At 37.3% G+C, this 17350-nt stretch carries 17 protein-coding genes, 2 other RNA genes, 2 pseudogenes and 1 riboswitch; of the genes and pseudogenes, 9 read left to right on the top strand and 12 right to left on the bottom strand.

Features of this window, described 5'->3' with window-relative positions; all coding sequences use genetic code 11:
* Positions 1-57: 57 nt before the first annotated feature.
* Positions 58-165: riboswitch (SAM riboswitch) on the bottom strand.
* A 242-nt stretch (positions 166-407) separates the two neighbouring features.
* Positions 408-782, bottom strand: coding sequence for a DoxX family protein (locus tag QNH48_RS13650; RefSeq protein ID WP_133371066.1), 375 nt, complete (start codon positions 780-782; stop codon positions 408-410).
* 198 nt (positions 783-980) lie between these two features.
* Here QNH48_RS13650 and rnpB point away from each other — a divergent pair.
* Both rnpB and ffs read left to right on the top strand, forming a co-directional pair.
* Positions 981-1364, top strand: an RNA gene (rnpB, locus tag QNH48_RS13645) — RNase P RNA component class B.
* A gap of 55 nt (positions 1365-1419) precedes the next feature.
* An RNA gene (gene ffs, locus QNH48_RS13640) (signal recognition particle sRNA large type) lies at positions 1420-1685 on the top strand.
* Between the two features lie 133 nt (positions 1686-1818).
* On the opposite strand, the gene QNH48_RS13635 is transcribed toward ffs, so the two are convergent.
* A complete protein-coding gene (locus QNH48_RS13635; RefSeq protein ID WP_283955392.1) occupies positions 1819-3408 on the bottom strand; it encodes an AMP-binding protein in 1590 nt (529 codons plus the stop codon).
* Between the two features lie 217 nt (positions 3409-3625).
* Between QNH48_RS13635 and QNH48_RS30560 the strand changes: the two are divergent.
* Both QNH48_RS30560 and QNH48_RS13630 read left to right on the top strand, forming a co-directional pair.
* A pseudogene (locus QNH48_RS30560) lies at positions 3626-3715 on the top strand (sigma 54-interacting transcriptional regulator); the annotation flags it as partial.
* A 3-nt stretch (positions 3716-3718) separates the two neighbouring features.
* Positions 3719-4162, top strand: a complete 444-nt coding sequence (locus QNH48_RS13630; RefSeq protein WP_283955391.1) for an AAA-type ATPase lid domain-containing protein — start codon at positions 3719-3721, stop codon at positions 4160-4162.
* A gap of 78 nt (positions 4163-4240) precedes the next feature.
* Here the strand turns inward: QNH48_RS13630 and QNH48_RS13625 are convergent, their stop codons facing one another.
* Both QNH48_RS13625 and helD read right to left on the bottom strand, forming a co-directional pair.
* Entirely contained in the window at positions 4241-5029 is a 789-nt protein-coding gene (locus QNH48_RS13625; RefSeq protein WP_283955390.1) for an enoyl-CoA hydratase/isomerase family protein, read from the bottom strand.
* 341 nt (positions 5030-5370) lie between these two features.
* Complete coding sequence (helD, locus tag QNH48_RS13620; protein ID WP_283955389.1) at positions 5371-7710, bottom strand: RNA polymerase recycling motor HelD; 2340 nt, start codon at positions 7708-7710, stop codon at positions 5371-5373.
* Between the two features lie 580 nt (positions 7711-8290).
* Between helD and QNH48_RS13615 the strand changes: the two genes are divergently transcribed.
* Positions 8291-9109: an EcsC family protein gene (locus QNH48_RS13615; RefSeq protein ID WP_283955767.1), complete on the top strand. Its 819-nt coding sequence runs from the start codon at positions 8291-8293 to the stop codon at positions 9107-9109.
* A 59-nt stretch (positions 9110-9168) separates the two neighbouring features.
* Here QNH48_RS13615 and QNH48_RS13610 read toward each other — a convergent pair whose 3' ends face one another.
* Together QNH48_RS13610 and QNH48_RS13605 are read right to left on the bottom strand one after the other, a co-directional pair.
* Positions 9169-9702: a hypothetical protein gene (locus tag QNH48_RS13610; protein WP_283955388.1), complete on the bottom strand. Its 534-nt coding sequence runs from the start codon at positions 9700-9702 to the stop codon at positions 9169-9171.
* A gap of 199 nt (positions 9703-9901) precedes the next feature.
* Positions 9902-10366: a GNAT family N-acetyltransferase gene (locus tag QNH48_RS13605; RefSeq protein ID WP_283955387.1), complete on the bottom strand. Its 465-nt coding sequence runs from the start codon at positions 10364-10366 to the stop codon at positions 9902-9904.
* A gap of 146 nt (positions 10367-10512) precedes the next feature.
* On the opposite strand from QNH48_RS13605, the gene QNH48_RS13600 reads away from it, so the two are divergent.
* Together QNH48_RS13600 and QNH48_RS13595 are read left to right on the top strand one after the other, a co-directional pair.
* Complete coding sequence (locus QNH48_RS13600) at positions 10513-11730, top strand: MBL fold metallo-hydrolase (protein ID WP_283955386.1); 1218 nt, start codon at positions 10513-10515, stop codon at positions 11728-11730.
* 1 nt (position 11731) lies between these two features.
* Complete coding sequence (locus QNH48_RS13595) at positions 11732-12001, top strand: DUF3006 domain-containing protein (RefSeq protein WP_283955385.1); 270 nt, start codon at positions 11732-11734, stop codon at positions 11999-12001.
* A 125-nt stretch (positions 12002-12126) separates the two neighbouring features.
* Here QNH48_RS13595 and QNH48_RS13590 read toward each other — a convergent pair whose 3' ends face one another.
* Positions 12127-12429 (bottom strand): hypothetical protein, encoded by a 303-nt coding sequence (locus tag QNH48_RS13590; protein ID WP_095251680.1) that lies wholly within the window; start codon positions 12427-12429, stop codon positions 12127-12129.
* Positions 12430-12604: 175 nt separating this feature from the next.
* On the opposite strand from QNH48_RS13590, the gene acpP reads away from it, so the two are divergent.
* Positions 12605-12835, top strand: coding sequence for an acyl carrier protein (gene acpP, locus QNH48_RS13585; RefSeq protein ID WP_095251679.1), 231 nt, complete (start codon positions 12605-12607; stop codon positions 12833-12835).
* Positions 12836-12902: 67 nt separating this feature from the next.
* Here the strand turns inward: acpP and QNH48_RS13580 are convergent, their stop codons facing one another.
* Both QNH48_RS13580 and QNH48_RS13575 read right to left on the bottom strand, forming a co-directional pair.
* Positions 12903-13115: a hypothetical protein gene (locus QNH48_RS13580; RefSeq protein WP_283955384.1), complete on the bottom strand. Its 213-nt coding sequence runs from the start codon at positions 13113-13115 to the stop codon at positions 12903-12905.
* A gap of 3 nt (positions 13116-13118) precedes the next feature.
* Positions 13119-13679, bottom strand: coding sequence for a GNAT family N-acetyltransferase (locus QNH48_RS13575; protein WP_283955383.1), 561 nt, complete (start codon positions 13677-13679; stop codon positions 13119-13121).
* A 195-nt stretch (positions 13680-13874) separates the two neighbouring features.
* Here QNH48_RS13575 and QNH48_RS13570 point away from each other — a divergent pair, with 195 nt between their 5' ends.
* Positions 13875-14624 (top strand): sulfite exporter TauE/SafE family protein, encoded by a 750-nt coding sequence (locus QNH48_RS13570; RefSeq protein WP_349655135.1) that lies wholly within the window; start codon positions 13875-13877, stop codon positions 14622-14624.
* Between the two features lie 61 nt (positions 14625-14685).
* Here QNH48_RS13570 and QNH48_RS13565 read toward each other — a convergent pair whose 3' ends face one another.
* The 3 genes and pseudogenes from QNH48_RS13565 to QNH48_RS13555 form a co-directional block, all read right to left on the bottom strand.
* A complete protein-coding gene (locus QNH48_RS13565; RefSeq protein WP_283955382.1) occupies positions 14686-15678 on the bottom strand; it encodes a Gfo/Idh/MocA family protein in 993 nt (330 codons plus the stop codon).
* A 41-nt stretch (positions 15679-15719) separates the two neighbouring features.
* The gene (locus QNH48_RS13560; protein ID WP_283955381.1) at positions 15720-16007 is read right to left on the bottom strand and encodes a putative quinol monooxygenase; all 288 of its coding nucleotides are present in this window, start codon (positions 16005-16007) and stop codon (positions 15720-15722) included.
* Positions 16008-16148: 141 nt separating this feature from the next.
* Positions 16149-17303, bottom strand: a pseudogene (locus tag QNH48_RS13555) (serine hydrolase domain-containing protein).
* Positions 17304-17350: the final 47 nt, after the last annotated feature.

Genomic DNA, 17350 nt, shown 5'->3' with positions numbered 1-17350 from the left:
CACCTAATAAAAATACCCTCTTCCGAAAAATAGGAAGAGGGTTTATGTATATACTCTTCCTTATCTTTCAGAACTGACTCGTTCTGTAGGATTTGGCACCATACTATTAAAAATAGCGGTTGCCGGGCGTCATCGGGCCAGTCCCTCTGCCTCTCTTGATAAGGTAAACAATATGTAATATCAGGTATTTTTAGATAAACAATATAAACATCTAAGTAATATTAAAAACTTAATTTATTATATTTTAAAAATTTTATAATTACAATACTTTTTAAATATTCATTTTAATAATAATTTTAAGTCTTCTTTAAGTGTTCATCTAAAAGAGCCCACTCCTCCTTCCACATTCAGGAAGGTGAGTAGGCTTTTTTAATAATTATTAGTACACAAATCAAAACTAAATTTATTTACCAAGTCCAATTTGTGATGGAAAGTAACATTAATACAGCTGCAGCTAATGCAATATTCTTTAGGAATTGATTCATCTCACCTACTTTTGCATTCTGATCGGTTTCCTTCCAGAAATTATGCATGATGAAAGCTGAAAGAACTAGGAATATTACTAACAAATACAGGCCCCATTCAATCCAATAGGCCGTAAGGATGCTCAAGCCTCCTGCTAGGAGCATTAATCCGGTTACGACAACAGAGAGCCCTGGTGCTGGGACCTTCTTATATGATGCATACTGCTTCAAACCTTGAAATTGGATGAAATGATTTAGACCAGAATAAGCAAAATAAAGACCAAATACTGCCCGACCAACCAGCCATAGCCAATCCATTCAGACATCATCCCTTCATTAGGTTAGTTACTTTCTCTATACATATATACGAATTTTTATTAGAATATTCCGTCTTATTTAGAATTTTTACATTCATTATTATTACCTAATTATCCCATCTATGGGACCACCCTCCTAATGACCACAGTCCCTTATACATGATATATTCATTATCGTAGTCGAGAAAAACAAACATGAAATGGTGAGTAATCGCGGCTCGTGTTAACATGAGTTGAGGAAAGTCCAGGCTCGCCCGGTGCTGAGATGCCCGGAGTGTTCGTGCCATCTGCAAAGATGGGCAGCAGACTCGTTTTCAGCTGACGGCGGGGAAATTATGCTAAGTCCTTGATGGATATGCTTCGAGTACCCTGAAAGTGCCACAGTGACGAATTCTTCTGGAAACAGGAGAAATGGAACGGGTAAACCCCACGAGCGAGCAACCCAAATTTGGTAGGGGCACCATCCTGCGGGAAATGAACCAAACGGATGGATCAGTCTTCATGGCTGATAGTCATATGATTACACCTGCTGTGCGAGATTGGCATCGTTTGAGCACGCAGGAACAGAACCTGGCTTACAGCCATTTCATGCGCCGGATTTATTAAATACACATAAGCATTAGTCTAGCCTATACATACCGTGCTAGACGGGGAGTTGGCGGTGCCCTGTAACCCGCAATCCGCCATAGCGGGGTTGAAATCCTGCCTGAGGTTAAATCAAGTAAGGTCTGCCTTGTGAAAATAGTGTTGACAACTGGGTCCTACGCAATGGAAACCTATGAAACTGGTCAGGTCCGGAAGGAAGCAGCCATAAGTAGTCCTATCTATGTGCCGGAGGATCGCCTAGTTTGAGCTAGCTTTCACAAGTAACGATTGGTTGGTTCAATCAACGGCAGGTGCACGGTGTTACATAGACCAAGGGACCAAGGGGGACCAAGGGGACGGTTCTCCTGGTCAAATCTCATTTGATCATCATAAGAAACAAGAAAAGTGCCAGGCACCATCCGATTTCTTGGATGGTGCCTGGCACTTTTTGTTTAAATTTTTTGTAATAGATTTTTGTATTCATCCTTCAAGGTTCTCTTTAATAGCTTACCAGCAGAGGTAGTCGGCAGACTGGTTCTGAACACAATATACTTTGGTGTTTTAAAACCAGACAATTTTTCCCGGCAATATTCAATGATTTCTTCTTTTGTAAGAGTTGATTCGATTTTTAATACCACCGCAGCTGTTACGGCTTCTCCCCAACGTGGGTCAGGGACACCGAAAACCGCACATTGCATAATTTCTGGATGAAGGCTTAGAACGTTTTCAATTTCTTGACTCGATACGTTTTCGCCTCCGGTTTTGACAATATCCTTTTTCCGATCGGCAAAATAATAGTTCCCTTCCTTATCCCGAATAAATACATCACCGGTATGATACCAGCCATTTCGAAATGCCCTTATATTCGCCTCTTCATTATTATAGTATCCCTTGACCACCACTGGACCACGGGCGATTTGTTCTCCCGGTTCATCATCAGGAACTTCGTTTCCATACTCATCAACAAGTTTAATTTCACTTCCAGTATGCGTTACTTTTCCAACATATCTTCCATCTCCATTTGGAACTTCATCCCATGTCTTAAACCAGCTTCCCGTCAAAGGAGAGGCAGTTGTTTCACTGGAACCTTGTATGGTAAAAAATTTCGCATCAGGTGCAAGCTGATTCCATCCATCTACCATACTTTTTGGAATCGTACTTGACCACGTAATCAATTTACGAAAAGAAGTGAAATCATAATCATTCGCAACATTAAGAATACCTAAATATAATGTTGGCGGCAAAGCTGTAAAGGTAATTTTATGTTTGTCGATTAACATAGCCATTTGTGAAGGAATCGGGATTTCTGTCATTACGATTGTTAACCCCACCATATGGCTATTCAACATAAACGTAAAGCCTGCCATGTGAATTAATGGCAGCGAAAGCATTAAATTATCCTCAGGTTGAAAAACTCCTGCCGCCATGTATGAATAATTCGTATGGAAAAAATTACGATGAGTGACCATAACACCTTTAGGTAATGACTCAGTACCGCTGGTGTAAAATAACGCTGCTACATCCTCATCATCAATTTCTATTTCTAATTCATCTGAGCTGCCTTTTCCAAGCTGGCTAAAATTTTCCCAGCCCTCCGGCACTTCATTTGTACGAAAACAGACAAATTTTTGGATGCAGTCTAATTCATTGGCGATAGACAGAACACCATCCATATTTAATCCGTCGACAAAAAACATCTTGGCCTGCGAAAAATGAATTAATTGGCTAATTTCATGGGGTTTTAACATAAAATTTAAAGGAGTAATCCAAGCTCCAATCTTAAGGAGAGCATAGGATAAAATAACCATTTCAGGACTATTACGTCCAATGACAGCGATTCGGTCTCCCTTTTCTATCCCCATCTGAACGAATGAACGTACCGTTTGATTTACCTTTTCATTCAACTCCTTATAGGTGTAAGAAATTTGTTTTCCATCTGCACTATAATAGATTAATGCCTGTTTTGTTGGAAAACGATAACTTGTCCTTTTTAATCCATCACCAAGAATTCCTCTTTGTTTAAAATTCGTTAAAATCCCCATCTTAATCCTCCTTTAATATTTATAAGACCTCAGTCACTGTGTAAAGAAGTTCCTACATTTTAACGATTTCTTTCTTAATAATATAGTATTCTAAAAATATCATGAATAGGGAATATTCAGTCTTTTAATATTAGTTTTCGGTGCTAGTATCCAATAAATCTGGCTTCTCGTTTTTCTGCAAATGCCTTTCTTCCTTCTGAGAAGACCTTTCATTTAAATACGAAGAATTATTGCTGCCACAAATCAGAATATTGAACAATTAGTAGCAGATGGGAAATTTAGAGAAGACTTATACTATCGATTAAATATCATGCGATTAAATATACCACCTTTAAGAGAAAGAATGGAAGATTTACCAGATATCATTCATACCATTATTAGACGTTTGAACCAAGGTGGTTTTTACATTAAAGGTGCCACTCATTCCGCTGTAACTAAACTAATGAAGCATTCGTGGCCTGGCAATGTGAGAGAATTACACAATGTTCTCGAACGAGCCGCAAACTTAAAAACTGGAGACTACATTGATGCAGATGAGATTCCTACATTCGACTCTCCCCCCCAGGGAAGATTCGTTCCTCAACAAGTACTCTCAACTTATAAAGATAGAATGGTTACTACTGAAAAGGATATGATCATCTCTGCCTTAAAGGAATCAAAAGGTAATAAAACAAAAGCGAGTGAAATTCTTGGAATCAGCCGACCTTGGCTCTATGCGAAAATGAAAAAATATCAATTGAACGAAACACTGTAACTGGATGCTCAAACAAACCCACCGTATCGAAGTATAAAAGTGAGGTGAGCAGAAAATAGCTCAGCCTCACTCTATTGATTAATATCCCTTAAAATTTGGTGTCCTTTTTTCTGCAAATGCTGCTAGTCCTTCTTGAAAATCATGTGACTGGGTATGATTTTTAAGTGCCAATAATTCTTGTCTTAGTGCAATATCAAGTGGCTGTTCTTGACCATCTGTTGCAAGCCTTTTCATTTCTCTTAAAACGAGCGGGCTCTTTGTAGAAATTTTATCTGCTATTTCCTGGACAACTCTTTCCAGGTCATCGGCTGGGACAACCTCATTTACCAATCCATATTCCTTCATTTCACTCGCTGAAATAAAATCACCTGTAAACAACAAATACTTTGCACGGTTCAACCCTATTTTTCGCGGCAGCCTTACTGCTCCTCCTCCTCCAGGAAGAACACCAAAATTCGCATGGGCATCACCAATCTTTGCTTTTTCGGAAGCAATAATAATGTCTGCTGTCATTGCAATTTCCAAGCCACCAGCTAGAGTAATCCCGTTTAAAGCAGCTATTATAGGTTTGTTTAAATTGTTTAACTTTTCAAAAATCTCCCCTGCTAAATCTAAAAAGCGCTTCTGTCCATCTGGCTCTTTTTCTAAATCTACTAGCAATTCTTTTAAGTCAGCTCCAGCACAAAACGCTTTCCCTTTGCCTGATAATACAATCACTCGGACTGATTCATCTCGTTCAGCCTCCTGAAGAATTTCTGACAATTCATTCAATAAGGTTATGGAAATAGAATTCATATTTTCCGGTCGATTCAAATAAATCCATGCTGTTTGATTTTTTCTTTCATCAATAATTGTTTGATATTCCACTGAGACCCTCACCCTTCAAATTATTATTTTGATACAAGTGCAGAGATTTCTGCCTTTAATAAGTAACTTAACCAGATCCTTTTCTTTCTTCCTTTTGTAATACTTCAGCGGTGACATAAGAGACATCTTTTTTGACCAATGAAAATCTCACCGAATTTCATATCATCACCTCATACTTTTACAAATGCAACTTTCGTGCCAACTCCAATACTCCCACCCTATCCACCTTTTCCTTTACAAAATAAAAAAACTGTAAAGCATCATTAACAAATTATGTTTAGAATGCTTTACAGGTTGTAAATGGAAACCGGAGGGACGGTTCCATTGGTTTTTAGTATAATTTACATGTGACCAGAAGAACCGTCCCCATGGCAATCAAAATGGACGGAGCTAGCTTTATTTAATAATAAGTCGGTAAGCGAACCCCCATATAAATACAGCCTATGCATCGGCCTTGTCATCGCCACATACAACAATTTTATATCCACTTCTTCCACACTGTACGCTTCTTCCAATGTAAGGATCAATACCGCATCAAATTCTAATCCTTTTGAAAGGTACGAAGGTAAGATTACAACGCTTCCCTTTTTCATATCTTGCTTTTCTTCTAATAGCTGAATGGGAAGTTTACTATTATCTAGCATTTTATGTATACGCAAGCACTCGCTTTCGGTTCTTCCAATTATGGCAATCGAGTTGAGTTCTTCCTCTTTGAGTAATTGGATATCGTGTTCAATTGTTTCTCTTACCCGTTGCAAATGGCTTGGGTCAATTTTTGTAAAACGTGGTTTGTCCCCATGTCGAATAACTGGTTGTACAATTGGCAGGTCTTTGTCCATAATCGATAGAATGTCATTTGCGAGGTGCATAATCTCGACTGTTGTCCGATAACTTTTTTGGAGAGCATGATAGTTCGCATTTGGGAATATATCCGTGACTAATGGTTCCCAGCTGTTTAACCCTCGATAGGAATGAATCCCTTGTGCTAAATCGCCAACGATTGTAAACAAGTCTGTTTCAAAGCCTTCTTTCATTGCTGCAAACTGAAAATAGCTATAGTCCTGAGCCTCATCAATGAAAACACTTTTCATTTTATATTTTTCATCGATTCCTTCAAGTTTTGCCTTCATGTAAAATAACGGAGCCAAATCCTCAAGCTCAAGTGCTTTTTTGTCGAAAATTCTTTGACAATATTGACTCAACCTCTTGCATTCTATCTCAGAAAGAGTGCTTGAATACTTTTCTAACAGTTCAGGAGATGTCATCAGTTCCTTGTATAGTGCAAAGATATCTTTTTTTACAAATGGATCCATATAATTCTTCACTGCTACCTTCGATTCTTGTTCCACCGTATTTAACCTTTTCTCTTTTAAATCCATGATGGAGACGACTCTTACTCTCCTTTTATCTGAATCCAGCCTGGTGGAATAAAGTGCCTTTTCTAAAGCATCATCATATTTACTATTAATTTTGGATAGAATGATTGATTTTTTTATTCTTAAATCATTTGCCAATAGATTTTTTATTTTATCGAGTCTACTATAGATTGGTAAGTATTGAAACTCTGTTAAAAATAATCTATTAATTTTTTGCCCTCTCATGAGAAGCGATTTTTCAATGATAAAATCCTTTGACGGTGCTAGATTATATTCAATATCTTTCAAGTAGGCATCGATACATTCCTTAAAATCTAGTGAACCTTTATACCCTGACACCCATTGTAACCATTTTGATTTTGATTTTCCTTCCCCTTTAAGTAGTGTCATTAATTTTGAGTTAGGAGCTATTAATTTTATTTTCTTCCCCAAACAATTTCTCATAAAATCAATATAAGTGGTTTGTTTAATTTTGTTTACCCCTAAATCAGGAAGAACAGCGGAAATATAATCGATAAACAATCTATTTGGTGCAAGAATCATTAATTTTTCTGGAGGAAATCGATATCCAGAAGAGTATAAAAAGTAGGATATTCGATGGAGCGCTATAGTGGTTTTTCCACTGCCCGCAGCTCCTTGAACGATGATGGGGTGTTTAAGAGAAGCTCGAATTACATCATTTTGCTCATTTTGGATGGTCGCGACAATTTCGGTTAAGCGATTGTCTGCTTTACCTGATAAGGATTTCTGCAATAGTTCATCATGTGTGGTTAAATCGATATCTCTAATTTCTTTTAATAATCCGTCCTCGATTTCATATTGTCTTTTAAGAGATAAATAACCACTTTGCGTTTCTCCATAGGCGTCATACGTAACATCCCCTAGACGGCCGTCATAGTAAACATTTGCAATCGGAGACCGCCAGTCAACGATAATGGGAATCTGATTTACCCGGTCAAATAGTGAAGCCTTCCCGATATACAAAATCTCTTCATTGGTGTCACCGCTGCTGGTAAAATTAATTCTCGAAAAGTACGGTTTGCCAATAACGCTTGCTAACCTTTCTAGTTCGCTTTCTGCCAATTCCAGGTACTGAGCATTCGTCAAAAGGGTCATGTAGCTTAAACTACTATCAGATGTATCAAGATCAGCAAAGGCTTCCTTTAGATTTCCAACAAACTGTTCTTTATTTCCTTTTGATTGTTCCAAAACACTCTTAATGTATTCCTTTGTAAACTCTAGGCGCTCTATTTCTGCTTGATAATCTTTATGCTCACGAACTGATTTTTGTTTTTTTGAACTCATTCTCTTAAACCGTCACCTCTTCCAATAGTTTCCGTACATCGAACAGGCACAAAAAGAAACATCTACAATCTCTTTGTAGATGCTTTCATACACAATGGAGCTATATTTTATCATTTGGAAATTATTAATACAATCTATTTGTTCATAATTATTAAAAAATAAAGCCGAATTCTTTCACCCTTTGGTATATAGCAGGACAATGAGGAAAATAATCAATCCTATTAAAAGGATTGGACCAACACCGGTACTATACACAATGTGTATTTTAATATGGAGTATCGCATAGACAATAAGAATAATGAGCAAGCATATAAGCAATAAAATAGCTAACTGGACATTTGTATTTCGATTCCGATTCAAAAAATTTGCTCCCTTCTAGAAGCTTTACACCGAACACTACATGTACCACCTTTAATATAAATATTTTACTTTTGCTCAAAATATGCCATCCTTAAAGTTTATCTAATCCGGTTGCTACCTTTAAAATTGTACGTACATTGGAATAATGAAACTTGTTAGATGTTTTACCGTATATACGTACATACCTAATTTAATTGATGAAGATGGAGTGGAATGATTGATGATAGAAGAATCTACTGATTATTTAAAAGACGAATTGAAAAAGATTGAAGCATGGGAAAATGAACAGAAGGATTTATGGTTTTGGGAAAAGATTGGTCGTTTACCATTCATGCTTCTTGATAAGCTAACACCAAAATTTATTCAAGATAAAATCGGCTTGGCGATTGATGAATTAGGGAACTACATTCAGAATGGCGGCCAATATTTAGTCAAAGAAGAAAATATTCTAAAAAAGTTTGTGCCTCGAGATACATCAGCACATGAAATTCACCTTGACTACCTTGAACAAGTTCCAATTAGTAAAATGGATGAAATTGCTGAGGAAATTAGAAATTCCAGAACAAAAATAGCGACTGTCCAAGGAGCAACAACGGGGATTGGCGGGTTGTTTACTCTGGCAGTTGATATTCCCGTTCTATTAGGATTATCCCTTAAAGTATTACAAGAGATTGCTGTATGCTATGGGTACGACCCTAAAGAAAAATCAGAAAGAATTTTTATCGTTAAATGTCTGCAATTTTCCTCATCCGATATTGTCGGAAAGAGAGCTATACTTGAAGACCTTACTTCCTTACATCAAGGCAATCAGAACAATCAAATGATCTCACAGCTGCAAGGATGGCGTGAAGTGGTTACCACCTATCGAGATTCTTTTGGCTGGAAAAAGCTTTTTCAAATGATTCCGATAGCTGGAATGATTTTTGGAGCATTTATTAATCGCTCCTCTATCGGGGATGTGGCCGAAGCAGGAAAAATGTTATACCGAAAACGGAGAATCCTAGAGCGCCTTAATCAAATAGAAAAGATTCAAGGTTAAATCAAATAAGTGCCAGGCACCTTCCAATTTATTGGACAGTTCCTGACACTTCCTTTTTACTATTTTTCTTTAATCATGGTTGAGAAAGCTGTTTTGTCATCAACACTAAAGAAAATTCTGGTAACATCCTTGGTTTTTCCAAACATTGCTTTATCTTTTATTGGATGGTTTAAGACTAATTCAAAGGTTGGATCATCAAAGCTAAATAGAGATAGATCAAGGACTTCTTTATTCTTTCTATCTTCCTGGTAAAGGCTTCCGCTCTTTAATTCCTTAATATTCTCTGTTGCTATTATAACTCTTGGGCGAATACCAATTTTTAGAGAAATTTCGTTATTTTTTATCATGATGGGATTCCTAGTGACTGCTCTTAAATCAACGAGTAGGAAAACAATGACCGAAATGGATAGAATCAAATGAATCCAGTGCAGGATAGGACTCCAGTTATATAAGAGGTACGACACCCCAGCTGTTTCTAGAATCATAACTGCCACCATTGCCCAAATAAATCCTATATACCCTGACTGTTTGTGATAGGTGAAAATGATTCCCTCATTACTTTGAAACCCATTCAATTCTGCAGCTTTTTCCATCACCAACAACCCCTTTCTTCTATTATCATAAAAAAATAAATTAATATTTTAGTTTATTAAATATTTAACTTAACTTAAGTATAATACAAACATTGTTCATTATCAACAAAAAATCCAAAAATTTACAATTATTTCCCTATACAAATAAGCCGTTGAATCATTCAACGGCAAGAATTATAGGTTGATTCTTCTAGCATAGCTATTTTAACGAATACATCATCGGAGTAAATCTCATCCCATTCACTGTCTGTTCTTTTTCGATATCAACAAATCCAAGTCGATGATAAATTTCTACTGCATAGGGTGATGAATTAACCGTAATCGTGTTAATAGTAGACTTCTCACTTTTGCATCTCTCTAAAACTGTATTAAATAAACGTTTAGCTATTCCTCGCCTATGAAACTCTTTTTTTACAAATAACAAACAGATATGATTCATTCCTCTTGTTGCGATTACCCCTGTTAATTCATTATTTACTTTGCATCCCCAAAAGAATATTTTTTCAGTTTCAAATTGTTCAATCATTGAATCGTAAGATATATATTTCCTGAATTCTTCAATCCCCTGTTGTGAGTAATCAGGTGCTTCGAATTCTTTAAATGCAATCCAAACTAATTCAAGAGCATTCTTGATCTCGTTTTTCTTCAATATTACAATATCCATCTAAATCAAGCCTCCCCCACTACTTATTATACTAATTTGTTGTATTATTTTTGGCTAGGTTCTAAATACAATAATAATCATTCTGACTTGAATTGTCTGAAAATGGTTGATTTGTGATAAGCTATTAGGTGAAAAGGGGGAATTGAATGCAGAAACGTTACCTTTTTACTCTATTTAGTTTCATCATTATTTTTCTATTTAGTGGTTGTGGACAAGAACCACTACAACCTAAAGACATAGCGCAACGAAAAGAAAATATAACGGAAAAGTCATTACCAGCGAAAAATGATGAAACTCAAAGTACGGAAGAAAATAAAGCTGCACCCACTAATTTATCAGAACTTAAGGTCCACTTCATCGATGTCGGTCAAGGTGATTCAACCTTACTTCAATTTTCTGATGATGGTGAGGACTTTACGATCCTTATTGACGCTGGGAACTGGACTGGGGATGAAGTTGTTCAGTATCTTAAGCAACAGCATGTTTCGCAAATCGATATTGCGGTTGGGACTCATCCAGATGCCGATCACATTGGGCAGTTGGACCAAGTAATTAATTCCTTTAACGTGGGCGAGGTCTGGTTATCAGGGAACACAAACCCCTCCCAAACCTTCCAAAGACTTTTAAAAGCAATCGATTCAAAAGCTGTTGATTACTATGAGCCACGAATGGGTGATCAGTTTGAAGTCGGCCCGCTTAAGATTGATGTATTATATCCGAAGACGATTAGCGAGCATGATAACGAAGAATCGATTTCATTAAAACTAACCTATGGTGATGTTAGGTTTATTTTAACAGGAGACGCCACCACGGAAGACGAGTTGAAAATGCTTCAAAGTGGAATTGATATGAAAGCTGACATTCTGAAACTGGGTCATCATGGCTCCTCCACTTCAACGCACCCTACTTTCTTGCGGGAAGTGAATCCTGATATTGCGATTTACAGTGCCGGCTTGAATAATACTTATGGTCATCCTCATGAAGAAGTGGTTAATCTTGTTCAAAATTCGAAGATTCAACTTTATGGGACCGATGTTCATGGGACTGTGGTTGTAGAAACAGATGGGAAAGATTATAAAGTACTTACGAAAAAAGAGGGGACCATTACACCCTCTAGCAGCGGAAACACACCAAAAGATGAGGCACAGGTTGAGCCTGCACCTATTGTTGGTCATTGTATTGACGTAAATCGTGCTAGCATCGAACAATTACAAGAAATCATTCACATTGGCGCTGCTCGTGCACAGGATTTAATCAAATTAAGACCTTTCACCTCTGTTGATGATTTAGGAAGAATTAAGGGTATTGGACCTGCTAGAATAGCTGATATTAAATCGCAAGGACTTGCTTGCGTAGGAGGTTAGGATGATTAAAGGATTCCTGGACAGAATCGAAGATAATCAATTTGCTGTTATATTAGTCGAAGAAATGAAAAAGGAATTCATTATTCCAAAAAAGGACCTGCCACAGGGCAGTAAGGAAAATTCCTATTTTGAGATTACAATCGAAAATGAAAAAATCACCTCCATTGAATTAGATGAACAAACCACCCTATCCGAGCAGGAACAGGTGGATGACATGATGACAAAGCTACGTTCCAAGAGTAAAGGCAGCAAATTCAAAAAGAACGTATGACAAACTTACTGACATAGCGAGCGATTGGTATTGAAAAAGAAGAGTGTTGACTGAGTCAACACTCTTCTTTTTACCCTATCGGATAAAAAGGCTCACTCAAAGAGTAAGCTTTCATCATAAATAACTTAATCAAATCGCTCTGTCTCTATTCCATCCAAAATGTCCTCTAATTCTGTAAGAAAATTTAACTGTACAGGAGCCGGGATTTGCTCCATCCACTTTTTTATTTCAGGTAACTGCTCAGCCTCATTTATATTCGTTGGCTTCGGCTCAAGAGTTGTCCACCATGTCTTCAATTCATCAATAAATTCATAAAAGTAGCGTTCAAATCTTTCAGCCCATTCTGCCCCTTCATCACCTGAAGTCTTTTGCATCATACTCCAGGCCTCCATCGCTGTTTCAAAGTACTCATCCATTAACTTCTTCATGTTGAACTCCTTTTTTACGTACTGTTAATATTCTTTCATTTCTTCATTATCGTTTCTTATCCATAATAACTCTAGTAAAAGTTAAGGTTCATCGGGTAATGGCAATTATTTATGTTTTACGTTTTGAAATAGGTTGTTATAATGATGATAATGGACAACTTAGGAGGATATCAAAATGACAACATTTGAAAAATTAAAACCTATTATTGCAGACCAGCTTGGTGTCAAAATGGAGATGATTACACCTCAAAGCTCATTCAAGGATGACTTGGATGCTGATTCGCTTGATATGGTTGACCTGACGATGGAAATTGAAGATGAATTCGCAATTGAAATTAGTGACAAAGTTGCAGCTACGCTTCAAACGGTCGGTGATGTGGTAAACTATATTGAAAAAAATCGTTAATTAAATCACTTTGAGCCTAAAATATGTTCTTAAAGAAGCCCTTCTTTATGAGAGGGGCTATCCTAATTTATTTATCTAATTCCTTAACTGAGTCAGTGATATCTTCGCCATCCACAATTACTTGTTGCAGATCTCCTCCAAAAGGCATTTCCCTTTGTATTTTCTTCCACCAATCAAAAGCAACTTTTTCTTTCGAATTACCATTTAATTGGAAGGAACCTCGCCGCATCACATTATTATCCCTTGAAATATAGCTAATTTGTATAAGCACATTCATCATTATCTACCTGTTCCTTCTATTCATTACATCATCTTTAAGAAGAGAGTATATGTATAAATCATCAAATTTACCACATGTAAATTCGTAATGTCTGAGCAAACCTTCTCTAATAAAGCCTTGTCTTTCTACGAGTTTTTGTGAAGGCACATTATTAGGTTCAATTAATGCCTCAATTCTTTCTAATTGAAAGTGCTGATATCCATACCTCAAAACGGCTTCCAAGGCTTCACTCGCAATCCCTTTTCCCCAGTATTCTTTGCTCAATTCAAAACCAACCTCAGCACGATGATGTTTGGACTTGATATTAAGAAAACCACAGCTGCCTATCACCTTATCTGAATCTTTTAATGTAATTCCCCATCTAATCCCTGAACCTTCATCATAAATTGATTGATACCAGTTAATTTCATCATATACGTCATTTAGTGTTTGGAATGGTTCTAACCCCATATGTTTCACTACATCTTTGTTAGATAGATACGTAAACATATGATTCGCATCCACTTTTGTTGCTTTTCTTAGGAATAAACGATCGGTTTCAAAGATTGGAAATTCCTTTGCCATTGATTTCCCCTCCTCTCAAATTACGATGCTTTTATTATATTACCATTTATTTGAATTGGATTGTTCCAAATAATCTTCTTTCTTTACTGAATAAAGCATACCTATTTATGAATGCAAATATTCCAAAAACTAATCATAGAAAAAAATCCTTTTCTGCTTTAAAATAATAAATGAATTTATTAATTGAGGTGAGACATCATTTTTGAATTATCCTACATCGAATGGGTTATCGTTATTTTAAGTACTGTTTTTATTGGTTTTACAAAAACCGGAGTATCCAGTATGGGTATCTTGGTTGCCACGATTTTAATGTACGTATTTCCAGCAAAAGAATCTATAGGAATCCTATTGCCCATGTTGGTAGTCGGTGATCTTTTCGCTGTTATTTTTTATCGCAGAAGTGTTGTGTGGAAATATCTTATTTCACTGGTTCCATGGGTATTAATCGGCATCATTATCGGATATTATGTCCTTAATCAAATAAATAGTGATCAATTAAAACCACTGATTGGCGTCATCGTATTAGCACTAATTATCCTGCATATCAGTCGTGAGAGATTCGGAGAAAAGTTTACCAAAGCCCTTCCTAAGTCCATATGGTTTACCCTCTCTATGGGAATCTTAGCTGGATTTACGACGATGATAGGAAATGCTGCAGGCGGCGTAATGGCCATCTATTTGTTAATGAAAGGTTTGCCAAAGAAAGAGTTTGTTGGAACAGGAGCATGGTTTTTCATGTTCGTGAATTTGATTAAAATACCGTTTTATATCAGTTTAGGTTTAATTACAGTTGATTCCATCACGTTTAATGCTTGGTTGATTCCTACTATTTTAATAGGGGCTGTTATTGGAATTAAAGTGGTACCTCTCATTCCGCAAAAAGCCTTTCAAACTCTAATTCTTGGGTTTGCCCTCATTGGAGCATTAAGACTTATATTAGTTTAATAGTCTTAAAAAAAAAGTAACCATTCAATTAGAATGGTTACTTTTTTTGGCACAGGCATCTTTATCGATAATAATTCTTTACCATTTCACCCATTACCCAGTTCGTTCTAGCACCTGTCAATCCTGTGCTAGGACACTTGCCGCTGTTAGTGGTTAGGTCTGCCACAATCGTTTCCACTAGTGGTTGATGAACATGCTCCGGCCGTTCGAAATTCCACTCTTCTATTCCCTGCTTGGTCGTCAATTTCACTGGTTCATTTCCAAACGTAGAAAAAGTTATCTTCCCTTTGCTTCCTACAATTTCATTGATATCCTCATCCTCAAATGCAGAAAAGCACCATTTCCCTATACCGTGAACTCCCGATTCAAACAAATATGTACCTGAAACCACCATATCTTCCGCAGAATAATAGCCCGCTTGATTCGATGCAAATCCTTGGACAGATGTGATAGGTCCAAGCAAAAAGTCCAATATATCGAGCGTATGACTGGCTAAATCAAAAAACAAACCTCCGCCCGCAATTTCAGGTTGAACACGCCAGGAGAGTTCATGTGCATTCTTCGTTTCTTCTGTATTTTTTCGATACTGTGTGGTCGTTACAAATCGAATTTCTCCGATTGCCCCGTTTTCCAACAGCTCTTTTATTTTTAAAAATCGTACTTGTGCTCTGCGGTAGTATGCCACAAATAAAGGGACTCCTGCTTTTTCACAAGCATAAATCATTTCTTGGCATTCAGCATAATTGCGTGCCATTGGTTTTTCTACATATACCGGTTTCCCAGCCTTAGCTGCCTTGAGGGTATATTCCATATGTGATCCAGGTGGTGTTGCAATATAGATTGCATTTACATAAGGATCATTAATGAGCATCTCTGCGTTATCGTACCACTTGGGAACATGGTGACGGGTGGCATAGTCTTTCGCAAGCTCTCCTGTTCTGCGCATGACCGCAACAAGCTCGGAGTTGTTAATTTTTTGGAATGCTGGACCGCTTTTCACTTCCGTCACATCTCCGCAGCCAATGATGCCCCAACGAACTTTGTCCAATTTCATGAAACTCCCCCCTACTCGACCACTTTTCTAACCCTAATGAATTATTCTACTTCTCTATAAATGTTAATTTCGGTACTTTCTCTTAGTTCCCTAAGCCCTGGAACAATTCTTCTTACATGCTCCGTTTTGTTGTGTTGATTCAATGCCTCTTCATCCACCCATTCCTCAAGCATTGTGACAATAGATGGATCATTGATATCTTGATGAAGAGCGTATGTGATACATCCTTCTTCTTTTCTGGTCTCTGCAACCAATTCTCTTGCCTTAACTAAATATTCATCCGCCTTTACACCAGGTTTCAGTTTTCCTTTTGCAACAACTTTAATCATTTTAATAGCACCTCTTTTTAAAATAAAATTCTAGATCTCTTATCATGTAGTATACAACGTCTAATTCATTTCCTATATCACTTCAAGATTACCACATATCTTGATTTTGGACCTCATGAACGCTTTAAGGAAACATACTTTTTATAATGATCCATAGATAACGTTACGCAGTCTAGGCTGGTGATAGGCTTCAAGGTTTGGCATCATCTGCTGCATATAGACAGCGGATAGTTTTTCTTTTGGATCGATTAACACCCATGTGCCAGCCAGACCCGACCAGCCAAATTCCCCGATGGAGCTATTACTGCCGCCAATATGCGGACTCTTCATCGTCCTAACTCCGAGCCCATAACCGTATCCTGCTAGATAGTCCCAGGTATAAAACGACAGTTGATCAGAGGTAAGATGATTAGCAGACATTAACTCCACTGTTTTTCTTCCTAGAATTCTTACCCCATCTAATTCACCGCCATTCGCCAGCATATGAGCAAAAATGCTATAATCACTCAATGTGGAAAGCAGGCCAGCTCCGCCGCTTTCAAACAGTGTACCTGGTTGATATTGTTCATCCAATTTTGTATTTTTTAGCAGTCTTCATTCTTCATTACGCACATAAAGGCTGCAGAGCCGATGCTTTTTCTCATCCGGAATCTTAAAAAATGTGTCGTTCATGGAAAGTGGTTGAAAAATTTCTTCTTTTAAAAATTCACCAAAGGTTTTTCCTGACACTACTTCAATCAAGGCTCCCAAAACGTCATGACTTAATCCGTAGCGCCATTCTGTTCCAGGTTCAAATGCTAATGGGATTTTAGCCAGGGCTTCAGATAACTTTCGCACATTAAATGTGTTATCCTTACTTAGTAGCTGCATGGCTTTCTTGACTTCACGTTCCGTTTCACTTCCATCCCCTTCATAGGTTAACCCGGAAGTCATCGTAAAAAGATCTTTTATTCTAATCGGCCTAGTCGCAGAGGTTATGTATTTTTCTCCTTTTTCAGTCATTCGATACACTTGAGGATTTTTAAACTCTGGAAGGTATTCACTCAGAGGATCATTTAGTAGGAACAATCCGCGCTCATATAACATTAGCTCTGCCACACAGGTAACAACCTTTGACATCGAATAAATCCGATAAATAGTATCTGCTGTGATTGGCTTCTCTGATTCTAGATCCGCTAAGCCAACATAATCTTCAAATCTAGTTTCTCCTTGATACGTAACAGAACACGCACATCCTGCAGGTCCTTTATCAACAAAACTCTTCAATAAGGGATGAAGTTTTTCCAGTGATTTCATCAAACTCACTCTCCTTTTTAAAAAGACTTTCTAATACCTTTATACGA

The organism is Neobacillus sp. YX16, assembly GCF_030123505.1.
In the GTDB taxonomy this organism is placed as follows: Bacteria; Bacillota; Bacilli; order Bacillales; family Cytobacillaceae; genus Neobacillus.
This window is presented reverse-complemented; position numbering and strand designations above follow the sequence as displayed.